The organism is Nonomuraea sp. NPDC049400 (genome assembly GCF_044466425.1).
Classification (GTDB): Bacteria; Actinomycetota; Actinomycetes; order Streptosporangiales; family Streptosporangiaceae; genus Nonomuraea.
Map to the genome: position 1 here is coordinate 33,212 of NZ_JBITMP010000025.1, position 23,984 is coordinate 57,195.

At 69.7% G+C, this 23,984-nt stretch carries 27 protein-coding genes; 15 read left to right on the forward strand and 12 right to left on the reverse strand.

The features are described from left to right. Positions 1–74 precede the first annotated feature (74 nt). Entirely contained in the window at positions 75–1,076 is a 1,002-nt protein-coding gene (locus ACIBVN_RS33495) for an ArsA-related P-loop ATPase (RefSeq protein ID WP_397143297.1), read from the reverse strand. Between the two features lie 77 nt (positions 1,077–1,153). On the opposite strand from ACIBVN_RS33495, the gene ACIBVN_RS33500 reads away from it, so the two are divergent. The 4 genes from ACIBVN_RS33500 to ACIBVN_RS33515 are packed head-to-tail and all read left to right on the forward strand — an operon-like array spanning position 1,154 to position 3,482. Next, a complete protein-coding gene (locus ACIBVN_RS33500) occupies positions 1,154–1,309 on the forward strand; it encodes a hypothetical protein (RefSeq protein WP_211370275.1) in 156 nt (51 codons plus the stop codon). Then, the gene (locus tag ACIBVN_RS33505) at positions 1,306–1,764 is read left to right on the forward strand and encodes a RidA family protein (protein WP_397143299.1); all 459 of its coding nucleotides are present in this window, start codon (positions 1,306–1,308) and stop codon (positions 1,762–1,764) included. The genes ACIBVN_RS33500 and ACIBVN_RS33505 overlap by 4 nt, the downstream gene beginning before the upstream one ends. A gap of 6 nt (positions 1,765–1,770) precedes the next feature. Beyond that, positions 1,771–2,697 carry an NUDIX hydrolase gene (locus tag ACIBVN_RS33510; RefSeq protein ID WP_397143301.1) on the forward strand — a complete coding sequence of 309 codons (927 nt, stop codon included), beginning with the start codon at positions 1,771–1,773 and terminating at the stop codon, positions 2,695–2,697. Next, a complete protein-coding gene (locus ACIBVN_RS33515) occupies positions 2,694–3,482 on the forward strand; it encodes an MBL fold metallo-hydrolase (protein ID WP_397143303.1) in 789 nt (262 codons plus the stop codon). Before ACIBVN_RS33510 ends, ACIBVN_RS33515 begins: the two co-directional genes overlap by 4 nt. A gap of 7 nt (positions 3,483–3,489) precedes the next feature. On the opposite strand, the gene ACIBVN_RS33520 is transcribed toward ACIBVN_RS33515, so the two are convergent. Continuing rightward, a complete protein-coding gene (locus ACIBVN_RS33520) occupies positions 3,490–4,170 on the reverse strand; it encodes a Crp/Fnr family transcriptional regulator (protein ID WP_397143305.1) in 681 nt (226 codons plus the stop codon). 171 nt (positions 4,171–4,341) lie between these two features. Then, the gene (locus ACIBVN_RS33525; RefSeq protein WP_397143307.1) at positions 4,342–4,782 is read right to left on the reverse strand and encodes a hypothetical protein; all 441 of its coding nucleotides are present in this window, start codon (positions 4,780–4,782) and stop codon (positions 4,342–4,344) included. Positions 4,783–4,867: 85 nt separating this feature from the next. On the opposite strand from ACIBVN_RS33525, the gene nth reads away from it, so the two are divergent. Both nth and ACIBVN_RS33535 read left to right on the forward strand, forming a co-directional pair. Further along, positions 4,868–5,590 (forward strand): endonuclease III, encoded by a 723-nt coding sequence (gene nth / locus ACIBVN_RS33530; RefSeq protein WP_397143309.1) that lies wholly within the window; start codon positions 4,868–4,870, stop codon positions 5,588–5,590. 52 nt (positions 5,591–5,642) lie between these two features. Then, on the forward strand, positions 5,643–6,290 hold the full coding sequence (locus ACIBVN_RS33535) for a CoA pyrophosphatase (protein WP_349452658.1): 648 nt from the start codon (positions 5,643–5,645) through the stop codon (positions 6,288–6,290). Between the two features lie 43 nt (positions 6,291–6,333). Here the strand turns inward: ACIBVN_RS33535 and ACIBVN_RS33540 are convergent, their stop codons facing one another. Next, entirely contained in the window at positions 6,334–6,846 is a 513-nt protein-coding gene (locus tag ACIBVN_RS33540) for a HEAT repeat domain-containing protein (RefSeq protein WP_397143311.1), read from the reverse strand. A gap of 81 nt (positions 6,847–6,927) precedes the next feature. Here ACIBVN_RS33540 and ACIBVN_RS33545 point away from each other — a divergent pair, with 81 nt between their 5' ends. Beyond that, entirely contained in the window at positions 6,928–8,118 is a 1,191-nt protein-coding gene (locus ACIBVN_RS33545; RefSeq protein WP_397143313.1) for a MarP family serine protease, read from the forward strand. Between the two features lie 42 nt (positions 8,119–8,160). Here ACIBVN_RS33545 and ACIBVN_RS33550 read toward each other — a convergent pair whose 3' ends face one another. The 5 genes from ACIBVN_RS33550 to acs form a co-directional block, all read right to left on the reverse strand. Beyond that, positions 8,161–8,604: a DUF309 domain-containing protein gene (locus ACIBVN_RS33550; RefSeq protein WP_397143315.1), complete on the reverse strand. Its 444-nt coding sequence runs from the start codon at positions 8,602–8,604 to the stop codon at positions 8,161–8,163. Further along, on the reverse strand, positions 8,601–9,521 hold the full coding sequence (locus tag ACIBVN_RS33555) for an alpha/beta fold hydrolase (protein ID WP_397143317.1): 921 nt from the start codon (positions 9,519–9,521) through the stop codon (positions 8,601–8,603). The genes ACIBVN_RS33550 and ACIBVN_RS33555 overlap by 4 nt, the downstream gene beginning before the upstream one ends. Further along, positions 9,511–9,951, reverse strand: coding sequence for a phage holin family protein (locus ACIBVN_RS33560; RefSeq protein WP_397143319.1), 441 nt, complete (start codon positions 9,949–9,951; stop codon positions 9,511–9,513). The genes ACIBVN_RS33555 and ACIBVN_RS33560 overlap by 11 nt, the downstream gene beginning before the upstream one ends. Before the next feature lie 31 nt (positions 9,952–9,982). Further along, a complete protein-coding gene (nhaA, locus tag ACIBVN_RS33565; RefSeq protein ID WP_397143321.1) occupies positions 9,983–11,134 on the reverse strand; it encodes a Na+/H+ antiporter NhaA in 1,152 nt (383 codons plus the stop codon). 121 nt (positions 11,135–11,255) lie between these two features. After that, entirely contained in the window at positions 11,256–13,229 is a 1,974-nt protein-coding gene (gene acs, locus ACIBVN_RS33570) for an acetate--CoA ligase (RefSeq protein ID WP_397143323.1), read from the reverse strand. 270 nt (positions 13,230–13,499) lie between these two features. Here acs and ACIBVN_RS33575 point away from each other — a divergent pair, with 270 nt between their 5' ends. From ACIBVN_RS33575 to ACIBVN_RS33600, 6 genes are all read left to right on the forward strand, one after another. Then, positions 13,500–14,282, forward strand: a complete 783-nt coding sequence (locus ACIBVN_RS33575; RefSeq protein WP_397143324.1) for an oxidoreductase — start codon at positions 13,500–13,502, stop codon at positions 14,280–14,282. Positions 14,283–15,307: 1,025 nt separating this feature from the next. Next, entirely contained in the window at positions 15,308–16,348 is a 1,041-nt protein-coding gene (gene ssd, locus ACIBVN_RS33580) for a septum site-determining protein Ssd (RefSeq protein WP_397143326.1), read from the forward strand. Further along, a complete protein-coding gene (locus ACIBVN_RS33585; RefSeq protein WP_397143328.1) occupies positions 16,345–17,523 on the forward strand; it encodes a TadA family conjugal transfer-associated ATPase in 1,179 nt (392 codons plus the stop codon). Before ssd ends, ACIBVN_RS33585 begins: the two co-directional genes overlap by 4 nt. Before the next feature lie 370 nt (positions 17,524–17,893). Then, on the forward strand, positions 17,894–18,601 hold the full coding sequence (locus ACIBVN_RS33590; protein WP_397143330.1) for a type II secretion system F family protein: 708 nt from the start codon (positions 17,894–17,896) through the stop codon (positions 18,599–18,601). A 43-nt stretch (positions 18,602–18,644) separates the two neighbouring features. Beyond that, positions 18,645–19,430 (forward strand): type II secretion system F family protein, encoded by a 786-nt coding sequence (locus ACIBVN_RS33595; RefSeq protein ID WP_397143331.1) that lies wholly within the window; start codon positions 18,645–18,647, stop codon positions 19,428–19,430. Between the two features lie 169 nt (positions 19,431–19,599). Then, entirely contained in the window at positions 19,600–20,064 is a 465-nt protein-coding gene (locus ACIBVN_RS33600; RefSeq protein WP_397143333.1) for a macro domain-containing protein, read from the forward strand. A 422-nt stretch (positions 20,065–20,486) separates the two neighbouring features. Here the strand turns inward: ACIBVN_RS33600 and ACIBVN_RS33605 are convergent, their stop codons facing one another. From ACIBVN_RS33605 to ACIBVN_RS33615, 3 genes are all read right to left on the reverse strand, one after another. Further along, on the reverse strand, positions 20,487–20,732 hold the full coding sequence (locus ACIBVN_RS33605; protein WP_397143335.1) for a hypothetical protein: 246 nt from the start codon (positions 20,730–20,732) through the stop codon (positions 20,487–20,489). A 139-nt stretch (positions 20,733–20,871) separates the two neighbouring features. Continuing rightward, entirely contained in the window at positions 20,872–21,936 is a 1,065-nt protein-coding gene (locus ACIBVN_RS33610) for an LLM class flavin-dependent oxidoreductase (protein ID WP_397143336.1), read from the reverse strand. 145 nt (positions 21,937–22,081) lie between these two features. Beyond that, positions 22,082–22,489, reverse strand: a complete 408-nt coding sequence (locus ACIBVN_RS33615; protein ID WP_397143338.1) for a hypothetical protein — start codon at positions 22,487–22,489, stop codon at positions 22,082–22,084. A 662-nt stretch (positions 22,490–23,151) separates the two neighbouring features. On the opposite strand from ACIBVN_RS33615, the gene ACIBVN_RS33620 reads away from it, so the two are divergent. Beyond that, complete coding sequence (locus ACIBVN_RS33620; protein ID WP_397143340.1) at positions 23,152–23,592, forward strand: DUF4244 domain-containing protein; 441 nt, start codon at positions 23,152–23,154, stop codon at positions 23,590–23,592. A 23-nt stretch (positions 23,593–23,615) separates the two neighbouring features. Then, a complete protein-coding gene (locus tag ACIBVN_RS33625) occupies positions 23,616–23,981 on the forward strand; it encodes a TadE family type IV pilus minor pilin (protein WP_397143341.1) in 366 nt (121 codons plus the stop codon). Positions 23,982–23,984 lie beyond the last annotated feature (3 nt).

Genomic DNA, 23,984 nt, shown 5'->3' on the forward strand with positions numbered 1-23,984 from the left:
CTTGGATGTCGGGCGCCGCGGGCCGAGGCCGCTTCATGCTGCTCCTTGGGTGTCGAGCGCTGCCCGAGGCCGCTTCATGCTGCCCCTTGGGTGCGGATGCTCTCTGCCAGCTCGTACAGGCCCGCCAGGTCCACGCCGTCGGCCAGCAGCGGCAGCTCGTAGCTCGTCAGCCCCGCCTCCGCCAGCGAGTCGCGCTCCGCGCGCTCCAGCTCGGTGCGGCGGGCATGCTCGATGATCTCTTCCGCGAGCGCCTCGGCGAACGACGAGGCCTCCGCCCCGTCGGCCACCCCGGCTGCCTTGAGCCCGAGCACGAGCTCCCCGGTGTCGAACCGGCCCTTGACAGCCGTGTCAAGAGCGGCCTGCGGGAGCAGCGATTCGCGGACCATGTTGATGAAAATTCCACCGGTGGGGAGCCCGGCTGATCGCAATTCGGCGATGCCGTCGAGCGTCTCCTGGACGGGCATCTCCTCCAGCAGTGTCACGAAGTGCACGGCCGTTTCAGGAGATTTCACGACTCCGCTGACCAGATCGGAGTGGTTCTTGATCGGCCCGACCTTGGCCAGGCCGGCCACCTCCTGGGTGACGTTCAGGAAGCGCGTGATGCGTCCTGTCGGCGGCGCGTCGAGCACGACCGCGTCGTAGACCCTGCGGCCGTTCTTGCCCCGCCTGCGCACCGCCTCGGTCGTCTTGCCCGTGACGAGCACGTCGCGAAAGCCGGGGGCCACGGTGGTGGCGAAGTCGACGATGCCCATCTTGGTCAGCGCCCGGCCGGCCCTGCGCATCCCGTAGAACATCTCCATGTAGTCGAGCATGGCCTCTTCGGGATCGACGGCCAGCGCGTACACGTCGCCGCCCGAGGGCGCGACCGCGATCTTGCGTTCCTCGTAGGGCAACGGTGGCAGGTCGAAGATCTGCGCGATGCCCTGCCTGCCCTCGACCTCGACGAGCAGCACCTTCCGCCCGCCGGCGGCCAGGGCGAGCGCGAGAGCGGCGGCCACGGTCGTCTTGCCGGTGCCGCCCTTGCCGGTGACCACGTGCAGCCGCACGCCTGCCCAATCCGTGTCCGGAGACTCCACGACTCGAGGCTACCGAAGGGTCACTTGCGGAAAGCCGACGACCACCCTTTGAGATTGCTCACACTAATCTGGCCCTCATGAAGAAATGGGAGTACCTCACCGCCCCGGTGCTGATTCACAACACCAAGATGATCCTCGACAACTTCGGCTCCGACGGCTGGGAGCTGGTCCAGATCGTGCAGGGCGCCTCGCCCGAGCAGCTGGTGGCCTACTTCAAGCGGGAGAAGCAGTGACTCCGGAGCAGAAGATCGCGGATCTCGGCCTGACGCTGCCCGAGGTGCCGGCGCCTGCGGGGGCCTATGTGCCCGCCATGCGCACGGGCAACCTCGTCTACACCTCGGGCCAGGTGCCGTTCGTGGACGGCAAGCTGCAGAAGACCGGCAAGGTCGGGGCCGACCTGACCACCGAGGAGGGCGCGGAGCAGGCCCGCATCTGCGCGCTCAACGCGCTGGCCGCGGTGCGGGCCGAGGTCGGTGACCTGCAGAAGGTCGTACGCATCGTCAAGGTCACGGTGTTCGTGGCCAGCGATCCGGCCTTCACCGAGCAGCCAAAGGTCGGCAACGGCGCCAGTGAGCTGCTCGCCGAGGTGCTGGGTGAGCCGGGCAGGCACGCCCGCAGCGCGGTCGGCGTGGCCTCCCTCCCGCTGGACGCGCCCGTGGAAGTGGAGCTGATCGCCGAAGTAGCCTGAGGCACTATGACGGATGTGACCGGATTGCCGCTTCCAGCCGAGCTCGCCACGCGGGCGCGGGAGATCCTCGCGGGGCGGGCGGAGCCGGTCCCCACGCGGGACGCCGCCACGGTGGTGATTTTGCGAGGGAGCGCCGTCGCCTGGACTGAGGAACGCAGGGAGCGTAGCGACCGGAGTGACGAGGGAAGGCGACGGCTCCCCAGCGACCGAGCCCGCCTCCACGGAGTGGAGGCCATGAACGCAGCCCCGGAGGTCTACCTGCTGCGGCGGAAGTCCACGATGGCCTTCGCGGCGGGCGCGTACGTCTTTCCCGGCGGCTCGGTGGACGCCCGCGACACCGACCAGGCCGTGGCCTGGGCCGGCCCGTCACCGGCGGAGTGGGGCGCGGTCTTCAACGCCGGCGAGGAGGTCGCGCGGGGGCTGGTGTGCGCGGCCGTGCGCGAGACGTTCGAGGAGTCGGGCGTGCTGCTGGCCGGTCCCGGGCCCGACTCCGTGGTCGCCGACACGACTGGGGACGACTGGGAGTCGGACCGGCTGGCCCTGATCGACAGGAGCCTGGGCTTCGCCGACTTCCTCGCCCGGCGCGGCCTGGTGCTCCGGTCCGACCTGCTCAAGCCGTGGGCCCACTGGATCACGCCGGAGATCGAGCACAGGCGCTTCGACACGCGGTTCTTCGCCGCCGTGCTGCCGGAGGGCCAGCGCACCCGCGACGTCGGCGGCGAGGCCGACCACGTGGTCTGGCAGCGCCCGGCGGAGGCGATCGAGCTGGCGCACAAGGGCGAGATCTTCCTGATGCCGCCCACGTACCAGACGCTGACCGAGCTGTCGGCTCACGACAGCGTGGCGGGGATCCTGGCCGAGCGCCGGGAGATCGTGCCGATCATGCCGAGGGCCGTGGAGATCGAGGGCGAGATGCGGCTGGTGACCAGGTGAGCGGACTGCACATCCCGATCGGCACGCCCGACGGCTCCCGTACGCGACACGCCGAGAACCTGCTCGCCCCCAACCCCTCCGCCATGACGCTCGACGGCACCAACACCTGGGTCATCGGCGAGCACGAGGTGGTCGTCGTCGATCCCGGTCCGGACGACGAGTCGCACCTGCGCCGCGTACGCGACCATCTGGGGGAGCGCCGCGTCACCGAGATCCTGCTGACTCACGGGCACTTCGACCACAGCGGCGGCGCCAGGAGGTTCGCCGAGATGGTGGGCGCCCCCGTACGCGCGCTCGATCCCCGGCACCGGCTCGGTGACGAGGGGCTCGCCGACGGCGACGTGGTCACGGTGGACGGCCTGGAGATCCACGTGTACGGCACGCCGGGCCACTCGTTCGACTCGCTCTGCTTCTGGCTGCCGCAGGACCGCGCGATGCTGACCGGCGACACCGTGCTCGGCAGAGGCACCACGATCATCGCCCGCGACGGTGGCCTGGCCGACTACCTCCGCAGCCTCGACCGGCTGAGGGCCGCCGCGGAGAGCCTGGAGGCGCGGGCGCTGCTGCCCGGCCACGGACCGGTGCTGCCCGACCCGATCGGCGCCCTCGACGGCTACATCGCCCACAGGCGGGAGCGGCTCGACCAGATCAGGGCGGCGCGTGAGCAGGGCGCGCGCACGCCGCGCCAGATCGTCAAGGTCGTGTACGCGGACGTCGACCGCTCACTCTGGGCCGCCGCCGAGATGTCGGTGGTCGCTCAGCTGGAGTATCTGGACGCCCGGTAGCCGTCGGCTACCTCGACCGGTTGTAGAGCCGGTCCATGTCCAGGATGACCACGGCCTTGGCCTCGATCCGCAGCCAGCCGCGCTGGGCGAAGTCGGCCAGCGCCTTGTTGACCGTCTCGCGCGAGGCGCCGACGAGCTGCGCCAGCTCCTCCTGCGTCAGGTCGTGGTGCACCCGCAGGCCCTCATCGGTCCTGATGCCGAACCGCTCGGCCAGGTCGAGCAGCTGCTTGGCCACGCGCCCAGGCACGTCGGTGAAGACCAGGTCGGCCAGGACGTCGTTGGTGCGGCGCAGCCGCTGGGCGAGCGCGCGCAGCAGGTGGAGTGCCACCTCGGGACGGCCGGTGAGCCAGGGGCGCAGGTCGTCGTGGCCGAGCCCGGCCAGGCGCACGTCGGTCAGCGCCGTCGCGGAGGCCGTGCGCGGGCGCGGGTCGAACAGCGACAGCTCGCCGAACATCTCGCTCGGCCCGAGCACGCTCAGCAGGTTTTCCCGTCCGTCAGGCGAGGTGCGGGACAGTTTGATCTTGCCTTCAAGCACGACGTAGAGCCGGTCGCCGGTCTCGTTCTCGTGGAAAAGCGTCTGTCCCTTGGAGAGCTGGACCTCCGTGATGCTCGTACGCAGCGCCGCGGCGCTCTCGCGGTCCAGCGCGGCGAACAGGGGGGCCTTGCCCAGCACATCTTCGGTGTTCACTCTGCCTCCTCTGCTGCCATTGTGACTCACCCCACTCTGCGTGGCACACACAGGTTATGGGAATGCTGGAGTGTTCTGCGCTTTTAGGACGAGTCGTATCCAGGGGAAAGTTACCTGATGCCCTGATTTCAAGGGGTATCGGCCCTCCGGAAGCGCCGCTCTCCGGAGGTGTCAGGAGGCCAGGAGGTCGTCCACCGAGGCCACCGCCGCGGCGACCGATCGTCCGAGCAGCACGCGCAGCACGTCTGCCGCCCGGGGCCTGGCCGTGGGGTCGGGCTGGCGGCACTGCCGTACCGCGAGGCGCAGGGCGGGAGTCAGGACGGAGGTGTCGCCGTCCGTGCGTCCGGTGCCGGCGAAGACCACCAGGTCGGCCCAGTCCCGCATGTCGTCGGCCGCGGAGCCGGGCGTGACGCCGGGCTGCCAGCCGATCAGCACCTGGCCGTGGCTGCCGAGCGCGACGCTCTCATGGCTGAGCCCGAGCCCCACGTTGCCCCGGGCGTGCAGCCTGGCGACGGCGGAGGCGCAGGTCAGGGCCAGGTGATGCAGCGCCTGCCCGTTGAGCGGCCCCGACGTACGCACGAAGTCCGACAGCACCGCACCCTGACCGCTCATGGCCACCGCCTCCCATGTCGCCAGGTTGTACGCCGGCAGGGCCGTCCTGGGTTCAACAGTTCGCGGGAGCTTCTAGTCTTGCGGCATGGCCACGAACGCGGCGGGGCGCAAGCCGGAGACCCAGCTCGCACTGGTACGGCGGGCGCGCAAGATGAACCGCATCCTCGCGGAGACCTACCCAGAGGCCCATTGCGAGCTGGACTTCGGCAACCCGTTAGAACTTCTGGTCGCGACCATCCTGTCCGCACAGTGCACGGACAAGCGGGTCAACATGGTCACCCCCATCCTCTTCGCGAAATATCCGACGGTGGCCGACTATGCTGCCGCGGACCCGGCCGAGATGGAGGAGATCATCCGCTCGACCGGCTTCTTCCGCGCGAAGACCAACAGCATCATCGGCATGGCCAGGGCGGTGTGCGAGCGGTACGGCGGAGAGGTGCCCGGCAAGCTGAAGGACCTGGTCACCCTGCCGGGCGTGGGCCGCAAGACCGCCAACGTGGTGCTGGGCAACGCGTTCGGCGTGCCGGGGCTCACCGTCGACACCCACTTCCAGCGGCTGGTGCGCCGCTTCGGCTGGACCGAGGAGACCGATCCCGTCAAGATCGAGCACGCCGTGGGCGAGCTGCTGCCCAAGCGCGAGTGGACGATCTTCTCGCACCGGGTGATCTGGCACGGCCGCCGCATGTGCCACGCCCGCCGGCCCGCGTGCGGCGTGTGCCCGCTGGCCGCGCTCTGCCCGTCGTACGGCACCGGCCCCACGGCGACGGCCGAGGCCACGAAGCTCGTCAGGTCCGGCCCCTTCTCCTGACCAAGCTTCCGATCAAGGGAAGTCATCGGAACCCCGCCGTGTTGGAGGATGCGTGACCGAAGTGCCCGACTGGCTCGACAGACTGGCGGCGCAGGCTGAGCGGATCAGAGTGCCCAGATACCTGCGCCCCCCGGACGGGGCCGGACGGGCCGCGGCGGTGCTGATGCTGTTCGGCGAGGGGCCGCTGGGTCCTGACGTCCTGCTCATCCAGCGCAGCACGCGCGGGCGCAACCACGCCGGGCAGCCCGCGTTCCCCGGCGGCGGCGTGGACCCCGACGACGGAGGGCCGGTCGCGGCGGCGCTGCGCGAGGCCGAGGAGGAGACCGGCGTCGATCCCTCCGGCGTCCACGTGCTGTGCACGATGCCCGAGCTGTACCTCGACCGCAGCGACAACCGGGTCACGCCCGTGATCGCCTGGTGGCGCGAGCCGTCCGCCGTGCACGCGGCCTCACCCCACGAGGTCGAGTCCGTGGAGCGGGTGCCGATCGCCGAGCTGGTCGATCCCGGCAACCGGGTCACGCTGCGGCATCCCAGCGGGTTCGCGGGGCCGGCGTTCCGGGTGCGGGGGATGCTCGTGTGGGGGTTCACGGCCATGGTCCTGGACACCGTGCTGCGCGAGGGCGGGCTCGAACTTCCGTGGGACCCCACCCAGGTCGAGGACCTCCCACAGCACGTGATCGACCTGGCCTCGAGGGGTTGACGGGCCGATCTCGGCGCGGGTCAACGGGCCGGTCTCGGCGCGGCTAACGGGCCGATCTCAGCGCCACGCCGAGCGAGGCCCAGCCTGCCACGTCCTTGTCGCTGTCGGCCGCCAGCGCGCGCAGCGTCTCCAGTCCCGCCCGGTCAGGCGGGTCGCCGAGCACGTGCTGCAGCGCGTACGCGGCGCCGTACCGCACCCTCGCGTCGTCGTGGCCGGCCAGCTCGATCACAGACGGCAGCGACCGCGGGTCGGCCAGGTGGCCGAACGCGATCAGCACCGAGTAGAGGACCATGGCGTCGTTCTCGCTGGCGGCCAGATAGCGCAGCACCGGCAGCGTACGGTCCACGAACGGCTCCAGCATCCCCATGATGTCCACGCCGAGCAGGCGCTCGGTCACCGTCTCCGCGGCGCACAGCCGGCGCGCCTCGATGAACGACTCCAGGTCGCCGCGCTGGCGCAGCACGGAGATCACATGCCAGCGCAGCGGGCCGTCGGGGTCTGTGTCGCGCAGAGCTGCCTCGATGAGATCGCGCACTGTTCCCTCGGCCGGCGGCATACCGCCCAAGGTAGACATGCGGTAGCGCCGTCCTGGAGGAAGACGTGCACACTTGACCGAATCCCTGGTTACCTTTGAAACGTGCGCGGTGATCTGCTTGACCTCATCTTGATCGGCCTCGTGATCGCCTTCGGTATCTCGGGTTACCGGCAGGGCTTCATCATCGGGGTCATGAGCTTCGTGGGGTTCGTGGGCGGGGCCGTGCTCGGCGTCTTCATCGCGCCGCCGATCTCCAAGGCCGTGGTCAGCGGCGACACGCCGCAGGCGCTGCTGGCGATCGTGATCGTCTTCCTCTCCGCCACCATCGGCCAGTTCGCCTCCTCGACCCTCGGCGCCGTCGTGCGCAGCCATGTGACCTGGGAGCCCGCCAGGGTGGCCGACGCGGTCGGGGGCACGTTCACCAGCGCGCTGTCCGTGCTGGTCATCGCCTGGCTGATCGGCTCGCTGATCGTCTCGACGGCGTTCACCCCGCTCGTCGACCAGGTGAAGAACTCCGCGCTGCTGACCACGGTCGACGAGGCGATCCCGCAGGCCGCGCGCGACTGGCAGCAGCCGTTCAAGAAGTTCATCGACCGCTCGGAGTTCCCGCCCGTCTTCGACGCGATCGGCGCGGACCAGCTCATCGACGTGCCGCCGCCCGATCAGAGCGTGCTGCAGGGCAACAAGCTGAAGCGGGCCCGGCTGGGCATCGTCAAGGTCCAGGGCAACGCCGAGAGCTGCAACAAGCACATCGAGGGCACCGGCTTCGTCTACGCGCCCGACCGGATCATGACCAACGCCCACGTGGTGGCGGGCGTCACCCGTGACCTGCAGGTCGTCGACTCCGCCAACAAGCCGCACGCCGCCACCGTCGTGCGCTACAACCCGCGGCGCGACATCGCCATCCTGTACGTGCCCGGCCTCGACCTGCCGCAGCTCGCCTTCGACGGCGACGGCGGACGGGGCGACAACGCGATCATCGCCGGGTTCCCCAAGAGCAAGGGCTTCACCGCCGAGCCGGCCAGGATCGGCCGCCAGCTCGACGCCGAGGGGCCCGACATCTACCGCGACACCACGGTCAGGCGCAAGGTCTACGCGATCCGCGGCAGGGTGCTGCCGGGCAACTCGGGTGGGCCGCTGCTCACGGTGGACGGGCGCGTCTACGGCGTGATCTTCGCCGCGGCGACCAACGAAGCCGACACCGGCTACGTCCTGACCGCCGAGGAGGTCGCCCCCGACGCGGCCCAGGGCAGGAACGACACCACGCAGGCCAGCACCCAGCAGTGCGACTGACCCCCTTGCCTTTGGGGTGACCCGCAGGAGCTACGGGCCGCGCTAGTCCGGGAGCTTGGCGAGGATCAGGGCGATGGCCTCGCCGGGGTCGCTGTCCTGGCTCAGGCCCGAGGCCGCCTTGCCGACCGCGTCGTACGCACCGCCGTACCCCTGGGCCTTGGCGGAGCCCCGGCTGAAGAGGGTCACCGCCCCGCGCCCGTTGCCGCGCTGGAGGTGCGTCAGGCCGACGCAGATCTGCGCGAGGCCCTGCCAGAGCTCGCGCTCCTCCTCGGGCGCGCATTTCCAGCGGCCCTCGAACACCTCGTGCGCGTTGAACGGCAGCCCCTCGCGCAGGAAGCGGCGGCCCTCGGCCAGGGCCTGCTCCGCGGTGGGCGCGTAGTCGTCGGGGACCCTGGGCACGCCGGGTTCGCCGTAGGGGAGCGGCCTGCCGTACGCGTCGCGCGGCCTGGCGCTGCGCGGCCTGCCCTCGGGATCGCGGTCTCTCATCGGTCGGGCTCCGGATCGGCCAGCCAGCCGAGCAGCTCGGTGTCGAACACGTCGGGGATCTCCTCGTGAGGGAAGTGGCCGGCTCCTTCGAACAGCCGCCACCGGTATGGAGCCGCCACGTAGCGGCCCGAACCCTGCGCCGTACGCGGCAGGAGGCGCGGGTCGAGCGCCCCGTGCAGGTGCAGCGTGGGGGCCTGGATCTCGGTGCGCATGGCCCTGGCGTAGCGGCGGCCGTCGGGGCGCAGCTGGGAGCGGCCGAACCAGCGGTGGTACTCGAGAGCCGAGTGTGCCACGGCGGGGATGCGGAACGCCTCTCGATAGACCCGCGCGGTCTCGGGATCGGGCCACCCCGGGCGTGACCACCGGTCGAGCAGCCGGCCCACCAGAGCCGCGTCGCGGCGCCTGAGCCGGTGTTCCGGCAGCAGCGGCAGCTGGTGGCCGAACGTCTGCCCGCTGGCCTTGAGCTGGCCGAACGGATCGAAGAACAGCGCGCTGCGCAGCCGCAGCGGATGCGCGGCGGACACGGCGACCAGCCGGCGCACGCACTTGGGCTCGAGCACGGCCATCGTCCAGGCCAGCAGCCCGCCCCAGTCGTGCCCGACCACGATCGCCCCGGTCTCGCCCAGAGCCCTGATCAGCCCGGTCGCGTCGGCCGCCAGCGTGGGCAGGTCGTAGCCGCGCGGCGGCTTGTCGCTGCCGCCGTAGCCGCGCAGATCGGCCGCGACTGCCCGGTATCCGGCCTTCGGCAGCGAGACGAGCTGGTTGCGCCAGGTCCACCAGAACTGCGGGAACCCGTGCAGCAGCAGCACCAGCGGTCCCTCGCCGGCCTCGACGACGTGGAAGCGGGTGCCGCCGGCGTGGACCGCGCGGTGTGTCCAGGGCCCCTCGATCTGGACGACCGACTCGTCAGGTGCCATCGCGTGTCACCGGCTCGCGACTGGGGCGGACCGCGGGAAGCGTCTCGTCCTCGGGCGTGGCGATCTCCTTGAGCCCCTTGATCGATCTCGCGGTGCGCTTCATCCCGGCCAATCCCTTGAGCCGTCTGATCCCGTAGAACACCCCCGCACCCGCCAGCAGCAAGTAGATCACCGTCACGATGAGGAAGGCCAGCCAGATGGGCATCACGAGGGCCAGCGCGTAGGCGCCCGCGAAAGAGGCGAGGATCAGGCACAGGTGCGCCATGAAGGCGGCGGCGGCGAAGGCCCCGACTGCCGTCCCGACCCGCTTGGCGTCGAACCTGAACTCGGCCTTGGCGAGCTCGATCTCGGAGCGGACCAGGGACGAGATGTGACTGCTCGCCTGGGCGACCAGCGAGCCCAGGGATTCTTCCTCGGGAGTCTGCGGCATGAACGTCTCCTATCGAGGCCTGGTGGCCGTGTCAAACATCATCCAGCGCAATGCGATGCTTGCGCACCCTCACGTGAAGCAGCACCGCCGCCAGGATCGACGCGATGACGCTGGCCGCGAGGATCCCGGTGGTGACGGCTTCGGCTCGCTGCCGGTCGTCACCGTACGCCAGGTCGCCGATCAGCAGTGAAACCGTGAACCCGATCCCGGCCAGCAACGACACCGCCGCCATGTCCCGCCAATGGAGCTCTTCCGACAGTTTTGCCAGGCCGAGCCGCACCGACAGCCAGGCGCCGCCGAACACGCCGACGAACTTACCGAGCACGAGTCCCGCTATCACTCCCAGAACTACCCGATCGGACAAGATAGCGCCCAGGCTGGATCCGTCCAGCTTCACCCCCGCCGACAGGAACGCGAACACGGGCACCGCCAGACCAGCCGAAATCGGCCGGAAGTAGTGGTCGGCCGCCTCGGCGTTCGCGGTCGTACGGGTCAGCAGGCCCAGTGCCACGCCCGCCACGGTGGCGTGCACCCCGCTCGCCTCGACGGCGTACCAGGCGGCCACGCCCAGCGGCACGAGGGTGAGCTTCTGGTGCGGCAGCAGGGCGTACGCGGCCAGCAGGGCGGCGCCCAGGAGCAGCATGAGGACGTCCACGTGGCTCGTGTAGAAGACGGCGATGACCGTGATCGCGCCGAGGTCGTCCACGACCGCGCAGGTCAGCAGGAACGCGCGGAGCGCCGCCGGCATCGCGCTGGCCGTCACGGCGAGCACGGCGAGGGCGAAGGCGATGTCGGTGGCCATCGGGATCGCCCAGCCGCGGGCGGCGTCGTGCTCGCCCCAGCTGACCACCAGGTAGACGATGGCTGGCACCACCATTCCGGACAGGGACGCGATGATCGGGAGTGCGGCCTTGCGGACGTTCGCCAGCTCGCCGTGGACCAGTTCCGCCTTGACCTCCAGGCCCGCCACGAAGAAGAAGATCGTCAGCAGGCCGTCCTGTGCCCACTTGTACAGCTGCATGGGGCCGAGCCGGGTCTCGCGGAGCGCGTCGTAGCTGTCGGGGGACATGTTCGCCCAGGCCAGAGCGGCGACCGTGGCGGTGAGCATGATGATCCCGCCGATGGTCTCGGTGCGGAGGGCCTCGGCGATGGCGCGGGCAGGGCGGCTCTTTGCGGTACGCATGGGAATCCCTCGGTCGGAACGTCGTCGTCACGCCGACCAGACTTCCCGGCACACCTAGGTGTCAGCGTACCCATAAAGGGCGCATATCCCTATATAGGGACATACGCCCTTCATGCGGGGATCAGTCCTCGGACTTCGCCGACGGGAGCTTCTCCGAGATCAGGTTCATCACCGTGCTGTCGGCCAGGGTGGTGACGTCGCCGATGCTGCGGTTCTCCGCCACGTCGCGCAGGAGGCGGCGCATGATCTTGCCGGAGCGGGTCTTGGGCAGCTCGGGCACGACCAGGATCTGGCGCGGCTTGGCGATCGGGCCCAGGGTCTTGGCCACGTGGTTGCGCAGCTCGGCGGCGATGTCGTCGCTCTCCTCCGCCGTGCCGCGCAGGATCACGAACGACACGATCGCCTGGCCCGTCACCGGGTCGGTCGCGCCGACCACGGCCGCCTCGGCCACCTTCGGGTGGCTGACCAGGGCGCTCTCCACCTCCGTGGTCGAGATGTTGTGGCCGGAGACGAGCATGACGTCGTCCACGCGGCCGAGCAGCCACAGGTCGCCGTCCTCGTCCCGCTTCGCGCCGTCGCCGGGGAAGTACATCCCCTCGAACCTGCTCCAGTACGTGTCGATGTAGCGCTGGTCGTCGCCCCAGATCGTGCGCAGCATCGACGGCCACGGCTCGCGGACCACGAGGAAGCCGCCGCCTCCGTTGGGCACGCTGTTGCCCTGGTCGTCGACCACGTCCGCGGTGATGCCGGGGAGCGGGCGCATCGCGGCGCCCGGCTTGCCCGCGGTGACGCCGGGGAGAGGGCTGATCATGATGGCGCCCGTCTCCGTCTGCCACCACGTGTCGACCACCGGGCAGCGGTCGTGGCCGATGTGCTCGCGGTACCAGACGTACGCCTCGGGGTTGATCGGCTCGCCGACGGAGCCCAGGATGCGCAGGCTGGACATGTCGAACTTGGCGGGGATGTCGTCGCCCCACTTCATGAACGTCCTGATCGCCGTGGGCGCCGTGTAGAGGATCGTGATCTTGTACTTCTGCACGATCTCCCAGAACCTGCCGCGGTGCGGGGTGTCGGGGGTGCCCTCGTAGATGACGCTGGTGGCGCCGTTGGCCAGAGGGCCGTACACGATGTAGGAGTGGCCCGTCACCCAGCCGATGTCGGCCGTGCACCAGTAGATATCGGTCTCGGGCTTGAGGTCGAAGACCGCGTTGTGCGTCCAGGCGGTCTGCGTCAGATAGCCGCCGGTGGTGTGCAGGATGCCCTTGGGCTTTCCGGTGGTGCCGCTGGTGTAGAGGATGTACAGCGGGTCCTCGGCGTCGTGGGGCTCGGCGGTGTGCTGGTCGCTCTGCCGGTCGACCACGTCGTGCCACCACACGTCCTTGTCGCCGGTGGCGACGTCCTGGCCGGTGCGGCGTACGACGAGGACGTGCTCGACCTGGGGGCACTCGGCGACGGCCTCGTCCACCGTGGGCTTGAGCGCCGACGGGTTGCCCCGGCGGTAGCCGCCGTCGGCGGTGATGACGAGCTTGGCGTCGGCGTCGTCGATCCGGCTCTTCAGCGCCGAGGCCGAGAACCCGCCGAACACCACCGAGTGGATCGCCCCGATGCGGGCGCAGGCCAGCATCGCGATCGGCAGCTCGGGGATCATCGGCATGTAGATGGCCACGCGGTCGCCCTTGGCGACGCCGAGCTCCTGGAGGGCGTTGGCGGTCTTGCTGACCTCGCGCTTGAGGTCGTTGTAGGTGAGGGTACGGGTGTCACCCTCGGGCTCGCCCTCCCAGTAGTAGGCGACCTTGTCGCCGCGGCCCTCATCGACGTGGCGGTCGACGCAGTTGTAGGCCACGTTGAGCTCGCCGCCGATGAACCACTTGGCGAACGGGGGATTCCACTCGAGCGTCTTCTCCCACCGTTTGGCCCAGGTCAGCCGCTCGGCTGCGCGCTCCCAGAAGGCGAGACGGTCGGCGGCGGCCTCGTCATATGCGGCGGCGGTCACGTTCGCGGCCGCCGCCAGGTCAGCCGGCGGTGCGAACCGGCGGTTCTCCTGCAGCAGGTTGGACAGCGCCTGGGTCTCGTTGCCAGGGGTCTCCGGGGCCACCTCGTGCTCCTTCTATGGCCAGATTGGATACGTCGTGTCCCACTTCACCAGCTCACAGGCTCCACACACAAGAGGTCTAGACAGGTCCGTACCGAAGGGCCCCTGCTTATCAGGTCGCCTAACAAACGCTATTGAAATGTTGTCATCCCGAAATCGGGAGGGGACCCATAAAGGCTTGCGGATATTCGACCGGCGAGCTTTCCCGGCCGCGGCGCGGCTGTCGGGGACGCTGGTACGGTCGGGCCGTACCCGCGGGTAGGGTCGGTTCCCGTGAGTGACCCATTGGCTGTCATCGCGGAGTTGCCCGGCGTGGCCGAGGCCGTGGACTCGGCGCGGCTGGCCGTCGACAGGCTGTATCGCCACCGCGTCCTGCGCCGGGCCAGCCCGGCGGTGTCCACGGAGTCGTCCCTGCGCGGCGCCCGTGCGTCGGCCTGCCTGGAGGGCGTGGACGTGTCCCTCGACGCTCTGCGCCGGGACGAGGTCCGCGACCCGCTGGTCCAGGGGGCGCTGCGCGCGTCGGCGGAGATGGGCCGGATGGGCTCGACCTGGCGTACGGCGCCCAGGCAGGTGCTCGCCCGCCTGCACGCGGTGGCGGCCGCCGGTCTCGCGCCGGACTCTTCCCTGGGCCGTCCGCGCTCGGCGTCCTTCGACGCGCCGGACCCGCTCGGCCTGGGCCCCGCGCCAGGGGCCTCTGAGGCGGCGGCACGCATGGACGGGCTGTCCGGCCTGCTGGAGGGGGCCACCAAGGCGCCCGCGATCGTGCTGGCCGCCGTGGTGCACGCCGAGCTGGCCGTGCTGCGGCCCTTCGGCACGGCCGACGGGATCGTGGCGCGTTCGGCCGAGCGGCTGACCCTGGTCGAGTACGGGCTGGACCCGAAGTCGCTGGTGGCCGTGGAGGTGGGGCACCTGGAGGGGGGCTATGCCGATGGGTTGCGGGCGTACCTGAGCGGGACGCCGGAGGGCGTCGCGCAGTGGGTACAACAGTGTGCCTCCGCGGTAACCCTCGGAGTGCGTGAGACGACCGCCATCTGCGAGGCCATGCAGAGGGGCTGAGCGCTCGGCGTTCGGGGTGCTCGGCGGGTTGAGCGCTCGGCGGGGCGGGGTGCTGACATAGCTGACGGCGTCTCAGTCAAGAGACGCCGTCTGCCGGTGCATCACGCCGGGTTACCAAGCGTGCACCTCTATTCGTCGGAGCGGGTCAAGCCCGTCACGACGCGCCTCCCGCGGCTGGTCGCGCGTGGGTGCCCGGCTGATGCACCCGGACAAGGGGTCCGTGACTCCTTTCTATGCCGGATCCGGCCTGATGGGAACCCCTCGGAGCAAGACCTTTACCCGCCTATGAGGCCAGGCCCGGCATATGCCTCCTCCGGCGCCTCTGGCCAGCCGGTTATCAACCTGTGACGATCACGGAGAGTGATCTTCTTTATGTGATCGTTATGGCATGGACAAAAAACTTGGCGAAAATGCGAGATTGCTCCTCGACGAAACTCGAGTCGATCGGGCAGCATACGTTGGTATCGCCCGAAACTGGAGCGACGTGCACGGGGTAGCTTTGCCAGTCCCTTGCCAGGCTCTGGTGAAGTGATGAAAGCTTTCTTCTGAAACGGGACCGGCTCTACCCCCCCGGAGCCGGACCGATCGGCGACCCCCGCTCTCCCCCCCGGCGGGGGTCGCCCCTTTTCCGCCACTTCCGGCCTTTCCTTCAAGCCGCCCTCGAGCCGGCCGCACCCTTCGCCGTAGCGGCACCCGGCCACTCCAGCACGAACGCAGCGGCGCTGCGCCATCGCTCCCGGCTACTGCGGCATGACCACAGCGGCGCTGCGCCATCGCTCCCGGCCACTCCAGCAGGACCTTCGCAGCGGCGTCCGGTCACTGCGGCACCCATCACAGCGGCGCCCGGCCAGTAGCTCATCCGTGGCCTCAAAGCCATGGCGTTCCTTGATCCCTCGGACCGGTGGTTATCCACAGCGGCACCCCACCATCCACCCACAATCCCCAGAACGGCGTTCACCCTCTCCCCGCCTCCACCACCTCCAGCAACGTTGGCCTCCCAACCCCACCCCACCAGGGAGCCGGCAATGCACCGTCCGCTCGTCATCACCGAAGACCACGCCCTGCTCGACGACCTCGTCCGCATAGCGGCCGCAGCAGGCGCCCAGCTCGACGTGGCGCACGTCCCGGCCCACGCCCGCCCGTTCTGGAACCTGGCCCCGCTGGTCGCGGTGGGCGCCGACCAAGCAGACGCCGTGGCCGCGACCTCGCCGCCCACCCGAGACCAGGTCCTCCTCGTCACCCGAGCCGCCGAAGACCCCGACACCTGGCGAAAATGCGTGGCGGTCGGAGCCCAGGCCGTCGTGGCGCTCCCCGACGACGAGCGCCATCTGGTGCAGCGGTTCGCGGACGCCATGGAGCCCGACCCCCGTTCCGGGGCCGTGATCTGCGTGATCGGCGGCCGTGGCGGGGCGGGCGCGAGCGTCCTGTCGGCCTGCCTGGCCCTGCGCGCCTCGGGCGACCACCTCCGCACCCTGCTGGTGGACGCCGACCCGCTGGGCGGCGGCATCGACGCGCTGCTGGGCCAGGAGGAGGCATCGGGCGCGCGCTGGGGAGATCTGGTGGCCCGCGAGGGCCGGATCAACTCAAGCGCACTGCAGGCGGCCCTGCCGTCGTTCGGTGACCTGGCGGTCCTCTCGTTCCACAGGGGCGACGTTGCGGCGATCCCGCCCCAGGCCATGCGTTCAGTCCTGGAGGCAGGCCAGCGAGGCTTCGACCTGATCGTGGTCGACCTCCCACGCCATCTGGACGCCGCCGCGATCGAGGCTCTCACCAGGGCGAAAACCACGTTGGTCGTGGCCACGGCGGACGTACGCGGCATCCTGTCGACCGTCCAGGTGCTGGGCGAAACACGCAAACACACCTCTGACATCCGTGCGGTGCTCAGGCCAGGAGTCCTGGACGACGACACCGCCGCGGGCTCGCTGGGCATCCCGTCCACCGGCATCCTGCCGGACCAGCCAAGGCTCACCGCCACTCTCAACCGTGGCGAGCTGCCCAGGCTGGGCCCCCGCACCGTGCTGGGCGCCTTCTGCGCCGGCCTCCTACGAGACCTTCTCCCGGCATGACCACCCTGCCCTCATCCCAAGGAGCCGTTTCGCCGGAGTTGGTGGAAGCGGTTCGTGTACGCCTGGCCCGGGCAGGCGTGGAGCCCAGCGCCGCCCAGGTGGCAGTGGCCTTGAGAGCCGAGAAATCCGTGTACGGCGACGCGGAGATCCTCGCGGTGGCCAGAGCCCTCTGCGCCGACCTGATGGGTGCGGGCCCGCTGGAGCCGCTCCTGGCCCGGCCGGACGTGACAGACGTCCTGGTCAACGGCCCACGCGAGGTGTGGATAGACGACGGCGGCGGCCTACGCCGCACCCAGGTCACCTTCACGGACGACGGAGCCGTGCGCAGGCTGGCCCAGCGCCTCGCGGCCGCCGCCGGCAGGAGACTGGACGACGCCTCCCCGTACGTCGACGCCAGGCTCGCGGGAGGCGTCCGCCTGCACGCCGTGCTCCCGCCGGTGGCCTCGGGCGGCACCTGCGTGTCGCTGCGCCTGCCGCCGCGCCGCACGTTCACCCTGGAGGACCTGGTGTCGGCAGGGACGGTCACCCCGTCCGCGATTGAGGTGCTGACCGCCATGGTCACGGCCAGGCTGGCGTTCCTGGTGACGGGCGGCACCGGCACGGGCAAGACCACGCTCCTGTCGGCGTTGCTGTCGCTGGCCGACCCGGCAGAGCGCCTCCTCCTGGTCGAGGACTCCGCCGAGCTGCGCCCCCTCCACCCCCACGTGGTCCGCCTGGAAACCCGCCCGGCCAACCTGGAGGGCGCGGGCGGCGTGGGCCTCCGCGACCTGGTACGCCAAGCGCTGCGCATGCGCCCGGACCGCCTGGTGGTGGGAGAGGTGAGAGGCAGCGAGGTGGTCGACCTGCTGGCCGCGCTCAACACGGGCCACGAGGGCGGCTGCGGCACACTTCACGCGAACACCGCTGCCGACGTACCACCTCGCCTGGAGGCGCTGGGCTGCGCGGCGGGCCTGACCAGGGAAGCCGTGCACAGCCAACTGGCCGCGGCTCTCGACGCGGTCATCCACCTGACCCGCGGACGCCCGGACGGCCGAAGGCGCATAGCCGAGATCTGCCTGCTCTCCAGAACGTCGACCGGCTTCGTCGAGTCCATCCCCGCCCTGACCTTCGACACACAGGGAAACTCCCGCCCCGGCCCGGCCTACGAGGCCCTGTCGCAAAGAGCACACCCATGAAGCCTCACGCAGCCGACCCGGAGCACGGCGGCCCCACTGGACCGACCACCGTCCTTGGGGCGCCGACTGGACCGGACACCGCCCTCCGTGCGCCGGGTGGACCAGGCACCGCCCTCCGTGCGCGGCCTGGACCGGACACCGCCCTCCGTGCGCGGCCTGGACCGGACACCCACCGTGGCGCCGTCCTTTGGGCGCCGATGCCTAGGCACCTCGGCGAGACCAGAGCGCGCTTGAAGCACCTCCCATCGGGCCCCACCGCCACGCCGATCAGGAACACCCGGTCGGCCGGCTGCAGTGCCTCATCCGCGTCCGAAGGCGGGGCGATGACCGGCGCCCTGGAAGCCACGTTGTGCATGTCGGAGGTTCCGCGATGACTGGCGCCCTTGTAGCCGCGCTGTCCACAGCCTGCGCCGTGTGGTTGTGGACGGCCCCTGACACCCCCACAACCCGCCTGGCCAAACTGACCGAGGGCGGGCAGAAGCCCCAATGGAGGTCCCTGAGCAGGCTGTTCGCCCGTCCGACCCCGGCGCGCCGCGCAGAGTCCTGGCGCCGGGCGTCAATAGAGCTATGCCAGGCATTGTCGGCGGAGCTCTCGGCCGGCCGTACCCCCGGAGAGGCATTGATGAGGGCAATAGCCGCAGTGGACCTCCCGACCCCGGAAGCCCTGCGCCCCGTCATCGCGGCGGCAAGGGACGGCGGCGACGTCTCCGCTGCCCTGATCTCGTCAGCTCCACCCCAAGGAGGCGAGGGCCTACGCCAACTGGCAGCCTGCTGGGAGGTAGGCGTCACGGTGGGCGCGGGCCTGGCCGCGCTGGTCGAGCGGGTCGGCACCACGTTACGCACAGCCCAAGCCCATCGCCAGGACGTCGCCGCCCAGCTGGCAGGCCCCCGCACCACGGCCAGACTCCTCGCCGTCCTCCCCGCCCTCGGCCTTGTGATGGCCGCGGCCCTGAACATGCACCCCCTGGACTTCCTGTTCGGCAGCCTGCCCGGCCTCATGTGCCTGACAGCAGGCATCGCCCTGGACGCCTGCGGCCTGTGGTGGACCAACCGCATGGCAGCTCAAGCACAAGCCTGAACCCACAGCCGAGTCACATACCGATCTTGATTGGACCTGGCCGATGCTCCAGCTGTTGTCCGCGTTGCTCGCCGGCACGGCCACCTGGCTGTGGTACTCACCACGAACCCCGACAGAACGCCTGTCCCGACTACGCCCGCCAACCAGACTTCGCCCAGAAAACCAACGGGCGCACATCGGGAACGAGGAGCCACATCACCCGACCTGGCTGGATCTCCCTCCACCTCGCATCACCCGCAAGACGATCATCATCGCCGGCAGCACAGGGCTGATACTCGCCCTTCTGATCGGCGGCATCATCGGAACCCTCGCGGGCATCCTGACCACTCCAGCGGTCGCGATATTCCTCCACAAGAAGCAACCCCAGCGGCCTCACCACGAGCGCCGGCGAATCGCGGCCGACCTGCCGTTCGCCGCCGATCTGATGACCGCATGCCTCCTGGCCGGCCGCCCGGTGAGCGCCGCCACCGACATAGCCGCCGACGCGATCGGCGGCCCACTCGGCCGGCGGCTGAAGTGGGTCAGCACCCAGCTACGTCTCGGCGCCGACCCCGAACCCACTTGGGGCACCCTCGCCAAGGACCCGGCCACGGCCCAGCTCGCACGAGCCATGAGGCGGGCTGCTCAAAGTGGCGCCCCGGTGGCGGACGTCCTGACCCGCCTCGCCGACGACGCCCGCGAAGCCGCCAGAGCCGCCTCCGTAGCCACGGCCAGAAGCGTCGGCGTGAAAGCGGTGGCCCCGTTGGGCCTGTGCTTCCTGCCGGCATTCGTCCTGCTGGGCATCATTCCGGTAATAGCCGGCCTGGCCGCCACAATCGTCATCCCGTAGATCCACAAGCTTGATGCAGTAGGAAACCCATCACACAGCGCGGGACTGGACAGGTGTCCCGAGACGGGACAAGCGCTTCGATGGAAGTCGATCTTATGATCCGTAGAACGTTTTCTACTGATGATCACGCGAGACACGAATGTCGGGGCGCTGGCGTACCTTCCACGCCGTGATCTCTTATGTGACCGGCGATGCGACCCGACCCCACGGCCAGGGACCCAAGGTCATCTGCCACGTGTGCAACGACATCGGCGGCTGGGGCAAGGGCTTCGTTCTCGCCCTGTCCCGGCGCTGGCCACAGCCGGAAGCCGACTACCGAGCCTGGCACCGCACTGGTAACGACTTCCAGCTGGGTGCAATCCGGCTGGTGCAGGTCGAGCCCGAGCTATGGGTCGCGAACCTGATCGGCCAGCATGGCATCCGGCCCACCAAGGACGGCCCGCCCATCCGCTACGACGCCCTGGACCGTTGCCTGTCCGCTCTGGGCGACGAAGCTCTGAGCCTTCACGCGAGTGTCCACATGCCTCGGCTCGGCGCTGGTCTCGCGGGCGGCTCTTGGGAGCGGATCGAACCGCTTATCCTCAAGCAGCTGACCGAGCGCGGTATCGCGATCACGGTCTACGACCTGCCCTGACCCGTTTGCCGCTACTGCGACCAGACCCTCAACGTCCCTGGTCACCCCAGCCCGTGGCACTGCCATCCACATGACATACCGGAGATCATCCAGCTGGAGTGTCATTCACCTCTAGAGCCGGATCTGTCGCGCAGGCCTGAGACCTGACACGCGGGACCAGACAGCGGGACTCGACGCCTCGGGTGAGCGCGCACGCGTGGCAAGGTGCGATCGTGCCATGCAGTAAGCCGTTACCCCAGCATGGCAGGGCGGTAGGCACGGCATGACCGGGACCCCTCCCGACGGGTGCTGTCCCTTCCAGTTGAAGCTGTCGGGAGGGATATGAGGTGAACTGCGGCAAGACGCCCTGGCCTGAGCAGTTTCGAGTGGAGTTGCCCAGGGTTTCCTGTCGGTGAGAATTGATCCTCCTGGCCCGGGTGACCCTACGGCGAGGATGCCCCCGTGGTCGGGGGCGGGATGGGCGGCCTCGAGCAGTCCTGCTCAATCCAGCGGGCGATCGGGTCGCGTTCACCGCGCGGCTGGTAGAAGGGGTCGCCAAGCCGCCGGCCGATCGCCGCGGTGAACCGGCTGAGCTGCTCGTCGTCTCCGGCGGCCAGGCGGCGCCAGGCCGGCGAGCCGAGGAGGACCGCGATGCTGATCGCCTCGGGAGCTTCAACTGCAACCGACACGGACTGTCCCTTCCGGATGAGGTTGGCGGGAGGGAACACATGCTGGCCTGCGGCCCGTCATATTGATTCGAACGGTTTCTGCTCAAGTTATTCAGGTCTTGTTGTCGGTGAACCGCGTGCGCGCGGCCGGCGGGTCCGCTCAGGTGAGGAGTTTCGCGAGCCGGGCCATCTCGGCGGGTGGGTCGATCACCGGCTGGATGAGCAGTTCGTCGATGCCGGCCCGTTCCAGGGTGGCGATGCGGGCGCGGAGGTCGTCGCGGGTGCCGACCAGGGCCAGGGTGTTCATCAGCGAGGGCAGGATCAGGTCCCGATCCTCCGGCGCGATGCGTCCGAGGTAGTTGGGGTAGAGCTTGGTGTGCCGGTCGGGTGCGGTGGCGGTGGTGCCGCGCCGGTCGAGGAGTTGCCGCACCGCCTCGCGTTCCTCGGGGCCGAGTTGCTCGGCGAAGGCGCGTGCGTCGGCGGCGGTGTCGGCGGCGAAGGCCAGCAGCGACAGGACGAGGTGGCCGGTCGCGTCCCTGGCCGCGTCGCCGTGGGGGTCCTCGTCCTCGTCGAGTATGTGCAGCGCGGTGACCACGTAGGAGTCCGTGCGGGAGTCGGGGTCGCGGGGCGTGCCGTGGGCGGCGTGGCGGCGGGCGTCGTGCAACGCGTGCCAGGCGGTGGGGTCAAGCAGGCCGAAGGAGATCAGGCCGGTGCCGCGGCGGCCGGCGACAGCGGCGGCCTTCGGTCCTAGCGCGGCCAGGACGAACTCGATCGGGTCGGCCGTGTTCGCGTGCGCCCCGGTGTGCAGGAACCGGACGTCGCGGACCCGGTCACCTTCGCGGTACTCGATGCTCCGTCCGGCGCACAGGTCCTGCAGCGCGGCGGTGAAGCTCTCCATCGTTGCCGCCGTGGTCGGCCGCATGCCCAGCGTGCGCCGGGCGGTGTTCCCGGTGCCGACCCCGCAGATGATCCGGCCCGGCGCCAGGGCGTTGAGGCTGGCGAACCCGCTCGCGGCGGCCGGGGCCGAGCGTAGCGCCGGTGAGGTCACGCCGATGCCCAGCCTGATGCGGCTGGTGGCCTTCGCACACAGCCCCAGGGCGACGAAGGGGTCGCCGTGGACCATCGGGGTGTCATTGACCCAGAAACTGTGCAGGCCCAACTCCTCGGCCTGTACGGCGAGATCCTCCACATCGGGGTGTGCGGTGACCACGACGCCTGCACGCATCAAAACCTCCAAGGCACAAAGGATCTAATCGAACGTACTCAGCCTGACATCAGACGGTGGACCGAGCACGTCGAGGTCGATTGCACAGTCGGCGCCGAGCAGTTGCGGGTGTCGTTCGACGACATCGAAGGCGGAATCCGACAATTCACCCTGAACACCGACAACACGCGAACACCGACAGATTCAACTGCAACCGACAGGGAGACTGCACAAAAGAGATTACGAGGAAGCGGAAGAATGGCTTCGCCGTGCCATCGGCTTTGACGAGCATGCTCGCTATCTTCTGGGAATCCTGCTTGAGCGGTGTCGGAGAACGAAAGAAGCCAAAAGGTGCTATGCCCGCGCGGCCAACGCAGGTCAGGTCGATGCCCTGGTCAGGCTCGGTGTCATCGCCGAGGGCACCGGAAGGGTCGATGAAGCCGAGCGCCATTATCTCCGTGCCGCTGAGGGCGGGCATGCAGGTGCGATGTACGCACTCAGCCTTCTGTTCAGGCTCACGGAACGCATCGGCGGAGCCGAGGAATGGACCCGCCGCGCCGCTCGTGCCGGCCACGCAGACGCCGCTTTCGATCTCGCTGTCATGATCGATAAATCCGGAGGCATGAGCGCCCAGAAGCCGGAGGCATGAGCGCCCAGAAGGAGGCCAAGTGGTGGTTCCGTCGCGCTGCCGCCGCTGGCCACAAGGGCGCTATGGCCAGAGTCCAGTCCGCCGACGAGAACCCTCCCGCCAGCAGTCCGGCCAGCCGACGATGAAACGCAACCAACCCCAGCGCCAGTCACGCGCACAACGAAAAAGCCGCTTCTGAAGGCTGTACGGATTCAGGGCATGCGTATGGCCTGAGCTGGGACTCCACCGGCTGGGCGGTACTCGTTGATCGCTCCGCCGAATACGATCGTGCTCCACGTCGCGCCTCGCCTGGCGGCTTCCTCCTGTCGCGTCTCGTGAGGGGTTTAGACCGGGGCCGGCATCCTGATAGCGGCGGGTGTGGATCCGACGGAGGCCGCGCGGCGGCTGGGACACTCCATCCGGCCTACACCCACTCGCGGGCCAACCAGGACAGTGCAGCCGTAAAACCCCAGGTCAACTCCCCTGATTGTGGAAAACCCGACGTTGTCCACAGAACGCCGCTCGGTCCGGCGGCCACCACCCCGCTTCGGCCAACCTAGGGATCCCGCCGGACAAGGCCCCGGCTCCGAGCACCACCTGGAGGCACGATGCACAGTCCCGCCACCACGCCAGACGACATCAAAGCCGCCTCGAAACAGAGCCCCCACACCACGCCAGGCAGAGAGACAACCAGCAAGATCCCTCAGAGTCGCAGCCACGAGCCCCGAAACAACCCGGCAGCACCGCCCAACACGGCAGAATCCGCAAACCCAACCGCCAAGTCGCCAAAGGAGATCCCCGCGCCATCCAGCGCAGGAGATGCATCGCCCACGATCGCTCCGTCCGGCCCCAGCCACGCGCGCAGCAACAAATGGCTCCACTATGCGGCCATCAACCGGCAGCGAGGCATGTCGACGGCTGAATACGCGGTGGGCACCATCGCGGCCTGTGCCTTCGCCGCGCTCCTGTTCAAGGTCGTGAGCAGCCCAGAGGTCCAGGAAATGTTGTCATCACTCATCGATCGAGCACTCAACACCGCCACCGGATGACCCTCCGCCACCCGCGGACCTCCATGGGTGAGAAGCGGTCGGCATCGCGGGGGTCGGTCACGGCCGAGACCGCCGCGATGCTGCCCGCGCTCATGGTCGTCCTGGCAGCCGCATTGTGGGCCATCCAAGCCGTCGGCACCCAGTTCGAATGCGTGGACGCGGCCCGCGCGGCGGCGCGTGCCGCGGCCAGAGGCGAGCCACTGGAGCAGGTCAGCGCCCGAGCCCGTGCAGCCAGCCGCGCGGACGCACAGGTGACCGTAACCCGAGAGACGGAGACCACAAGAGTCGAGATCACGGTAGAAGTACGACCGCCCTGGGCCCAGTCCCTGCCGGCGGTCCGCATATTCGCCACAGCCACAGCCGACACCGAGCCCGGATCTCCCCCTTAGAGC

Coding starts and splice junctions, on each gene's coding strand:
- ssd (WP_397143326.1), top strand. CDS start 15,308: ATGCACCGTCCGCTCGTCATCACCGAAGACCACGCCCTGCTCGACGAC.
- ACIBVN_RS33560 (WP_397143319.1), bottom strand. CDS start 9,951: ATGCCGCAGACTCCCGAGGAAGAATCCCTGGGCTCGCTGGTCGCCCAG.
- ACIBVN_RS33595 (WP_397143331.1), top strand. CDS start 18,645: ATGCTCCAGCTGTTGTCCGCGTTGCTCGCCGGCACGGCCACCTGGCTG.
- ACIBVN_RS33625 (WP_397143341.1), top strand. CDS start 23,616: ATGGGTGAGAAGCGGTCGGCATCGCGGGGGTCGGTCACGGCCGAGACC.
- ACIBVN_RS33550 (WP_397143315.1), bottom strand. CDS start 8,604: ATGAGAGACCGCGATCCCGAGGGCAGGCCGCGCAGCGCCAGGCCGCGC.
- ACIBVN_RS33500 (WP_211370275.1), top strand. CDS start 1,154: ATGAAGAAATGGGAGTACCTCACCGCCCCGGTGCTGATTCACAACACC.
- ACIBVN_RS33610 (WP_397143336.1), bottom strand. CDS start 21,936: ATGCGTGCAGGCGTCGTGGTCACCGCACACCCCGATGTGGAGGATCTC.
- ACIBVN_RS33540 (WP_397143311.1), bottom strand. CDS start 6,846: ATGCCGCCGGCCGAGGGAACAGTGCGCGATCTCATCGAGGCAGCTCTG.
- ACIBVN_RS33590 (WP_397143330.1), top strand. CDS start 17,894: ATGACTGGCGCCCTTGTAGCCGCGCTGTCCACAGCCTGCGCCGTGTGG.
- nth (WP_397143309.1), top strand. CDS start 4,868: ATGGCCACGAACGCGGCGGGGCGCAAGCCGGAGACCCAGCTCGCACTG.
- ACIBVN_RS33510 (WP_397143301.1), top strand. CDS start 1,771: ATGACGGATGTGACCGGATTGCCGCTTCCAGCCGAGCTCGCCACGCGG.
- ACIBVN_RS33585 (WP_397143328.1), top strand. CDS start 16,345: ATGACCACCCTGCCCTCATCCCAAGGAGCCGTTTCGCCGGAGTTGGTG.
- ACIBVN_RS33555 (WP_397143317.1), bottom strand. CDS start 9,521: ATGGCACCTGACGAGTCGGTCGTCCAGATCGAGGGGCCCTGGACACAC.
- ACIBVN_RS33525 (WP_397143307.1), bottom strand. CDS start 4,782: ATGAGCGGTCAGGGTGCGGTGCTGTCGGACTTCGTGCGTACGTCGGGG.
- nhaA (WP_397143321.1), bottom strand. CDS start 11,134: ATGCGTACCGCAAAGAGCCGCCCTGCCCGCGCCATCGCCGAGGCCCTC.
- ACIBVN_RS33620 (WP_397143340.1), top strand. CDS start 23,152: ATGCACAGTCCCGCCACCACGCCAGACGACATCAAAGCCGCCTCGAAA.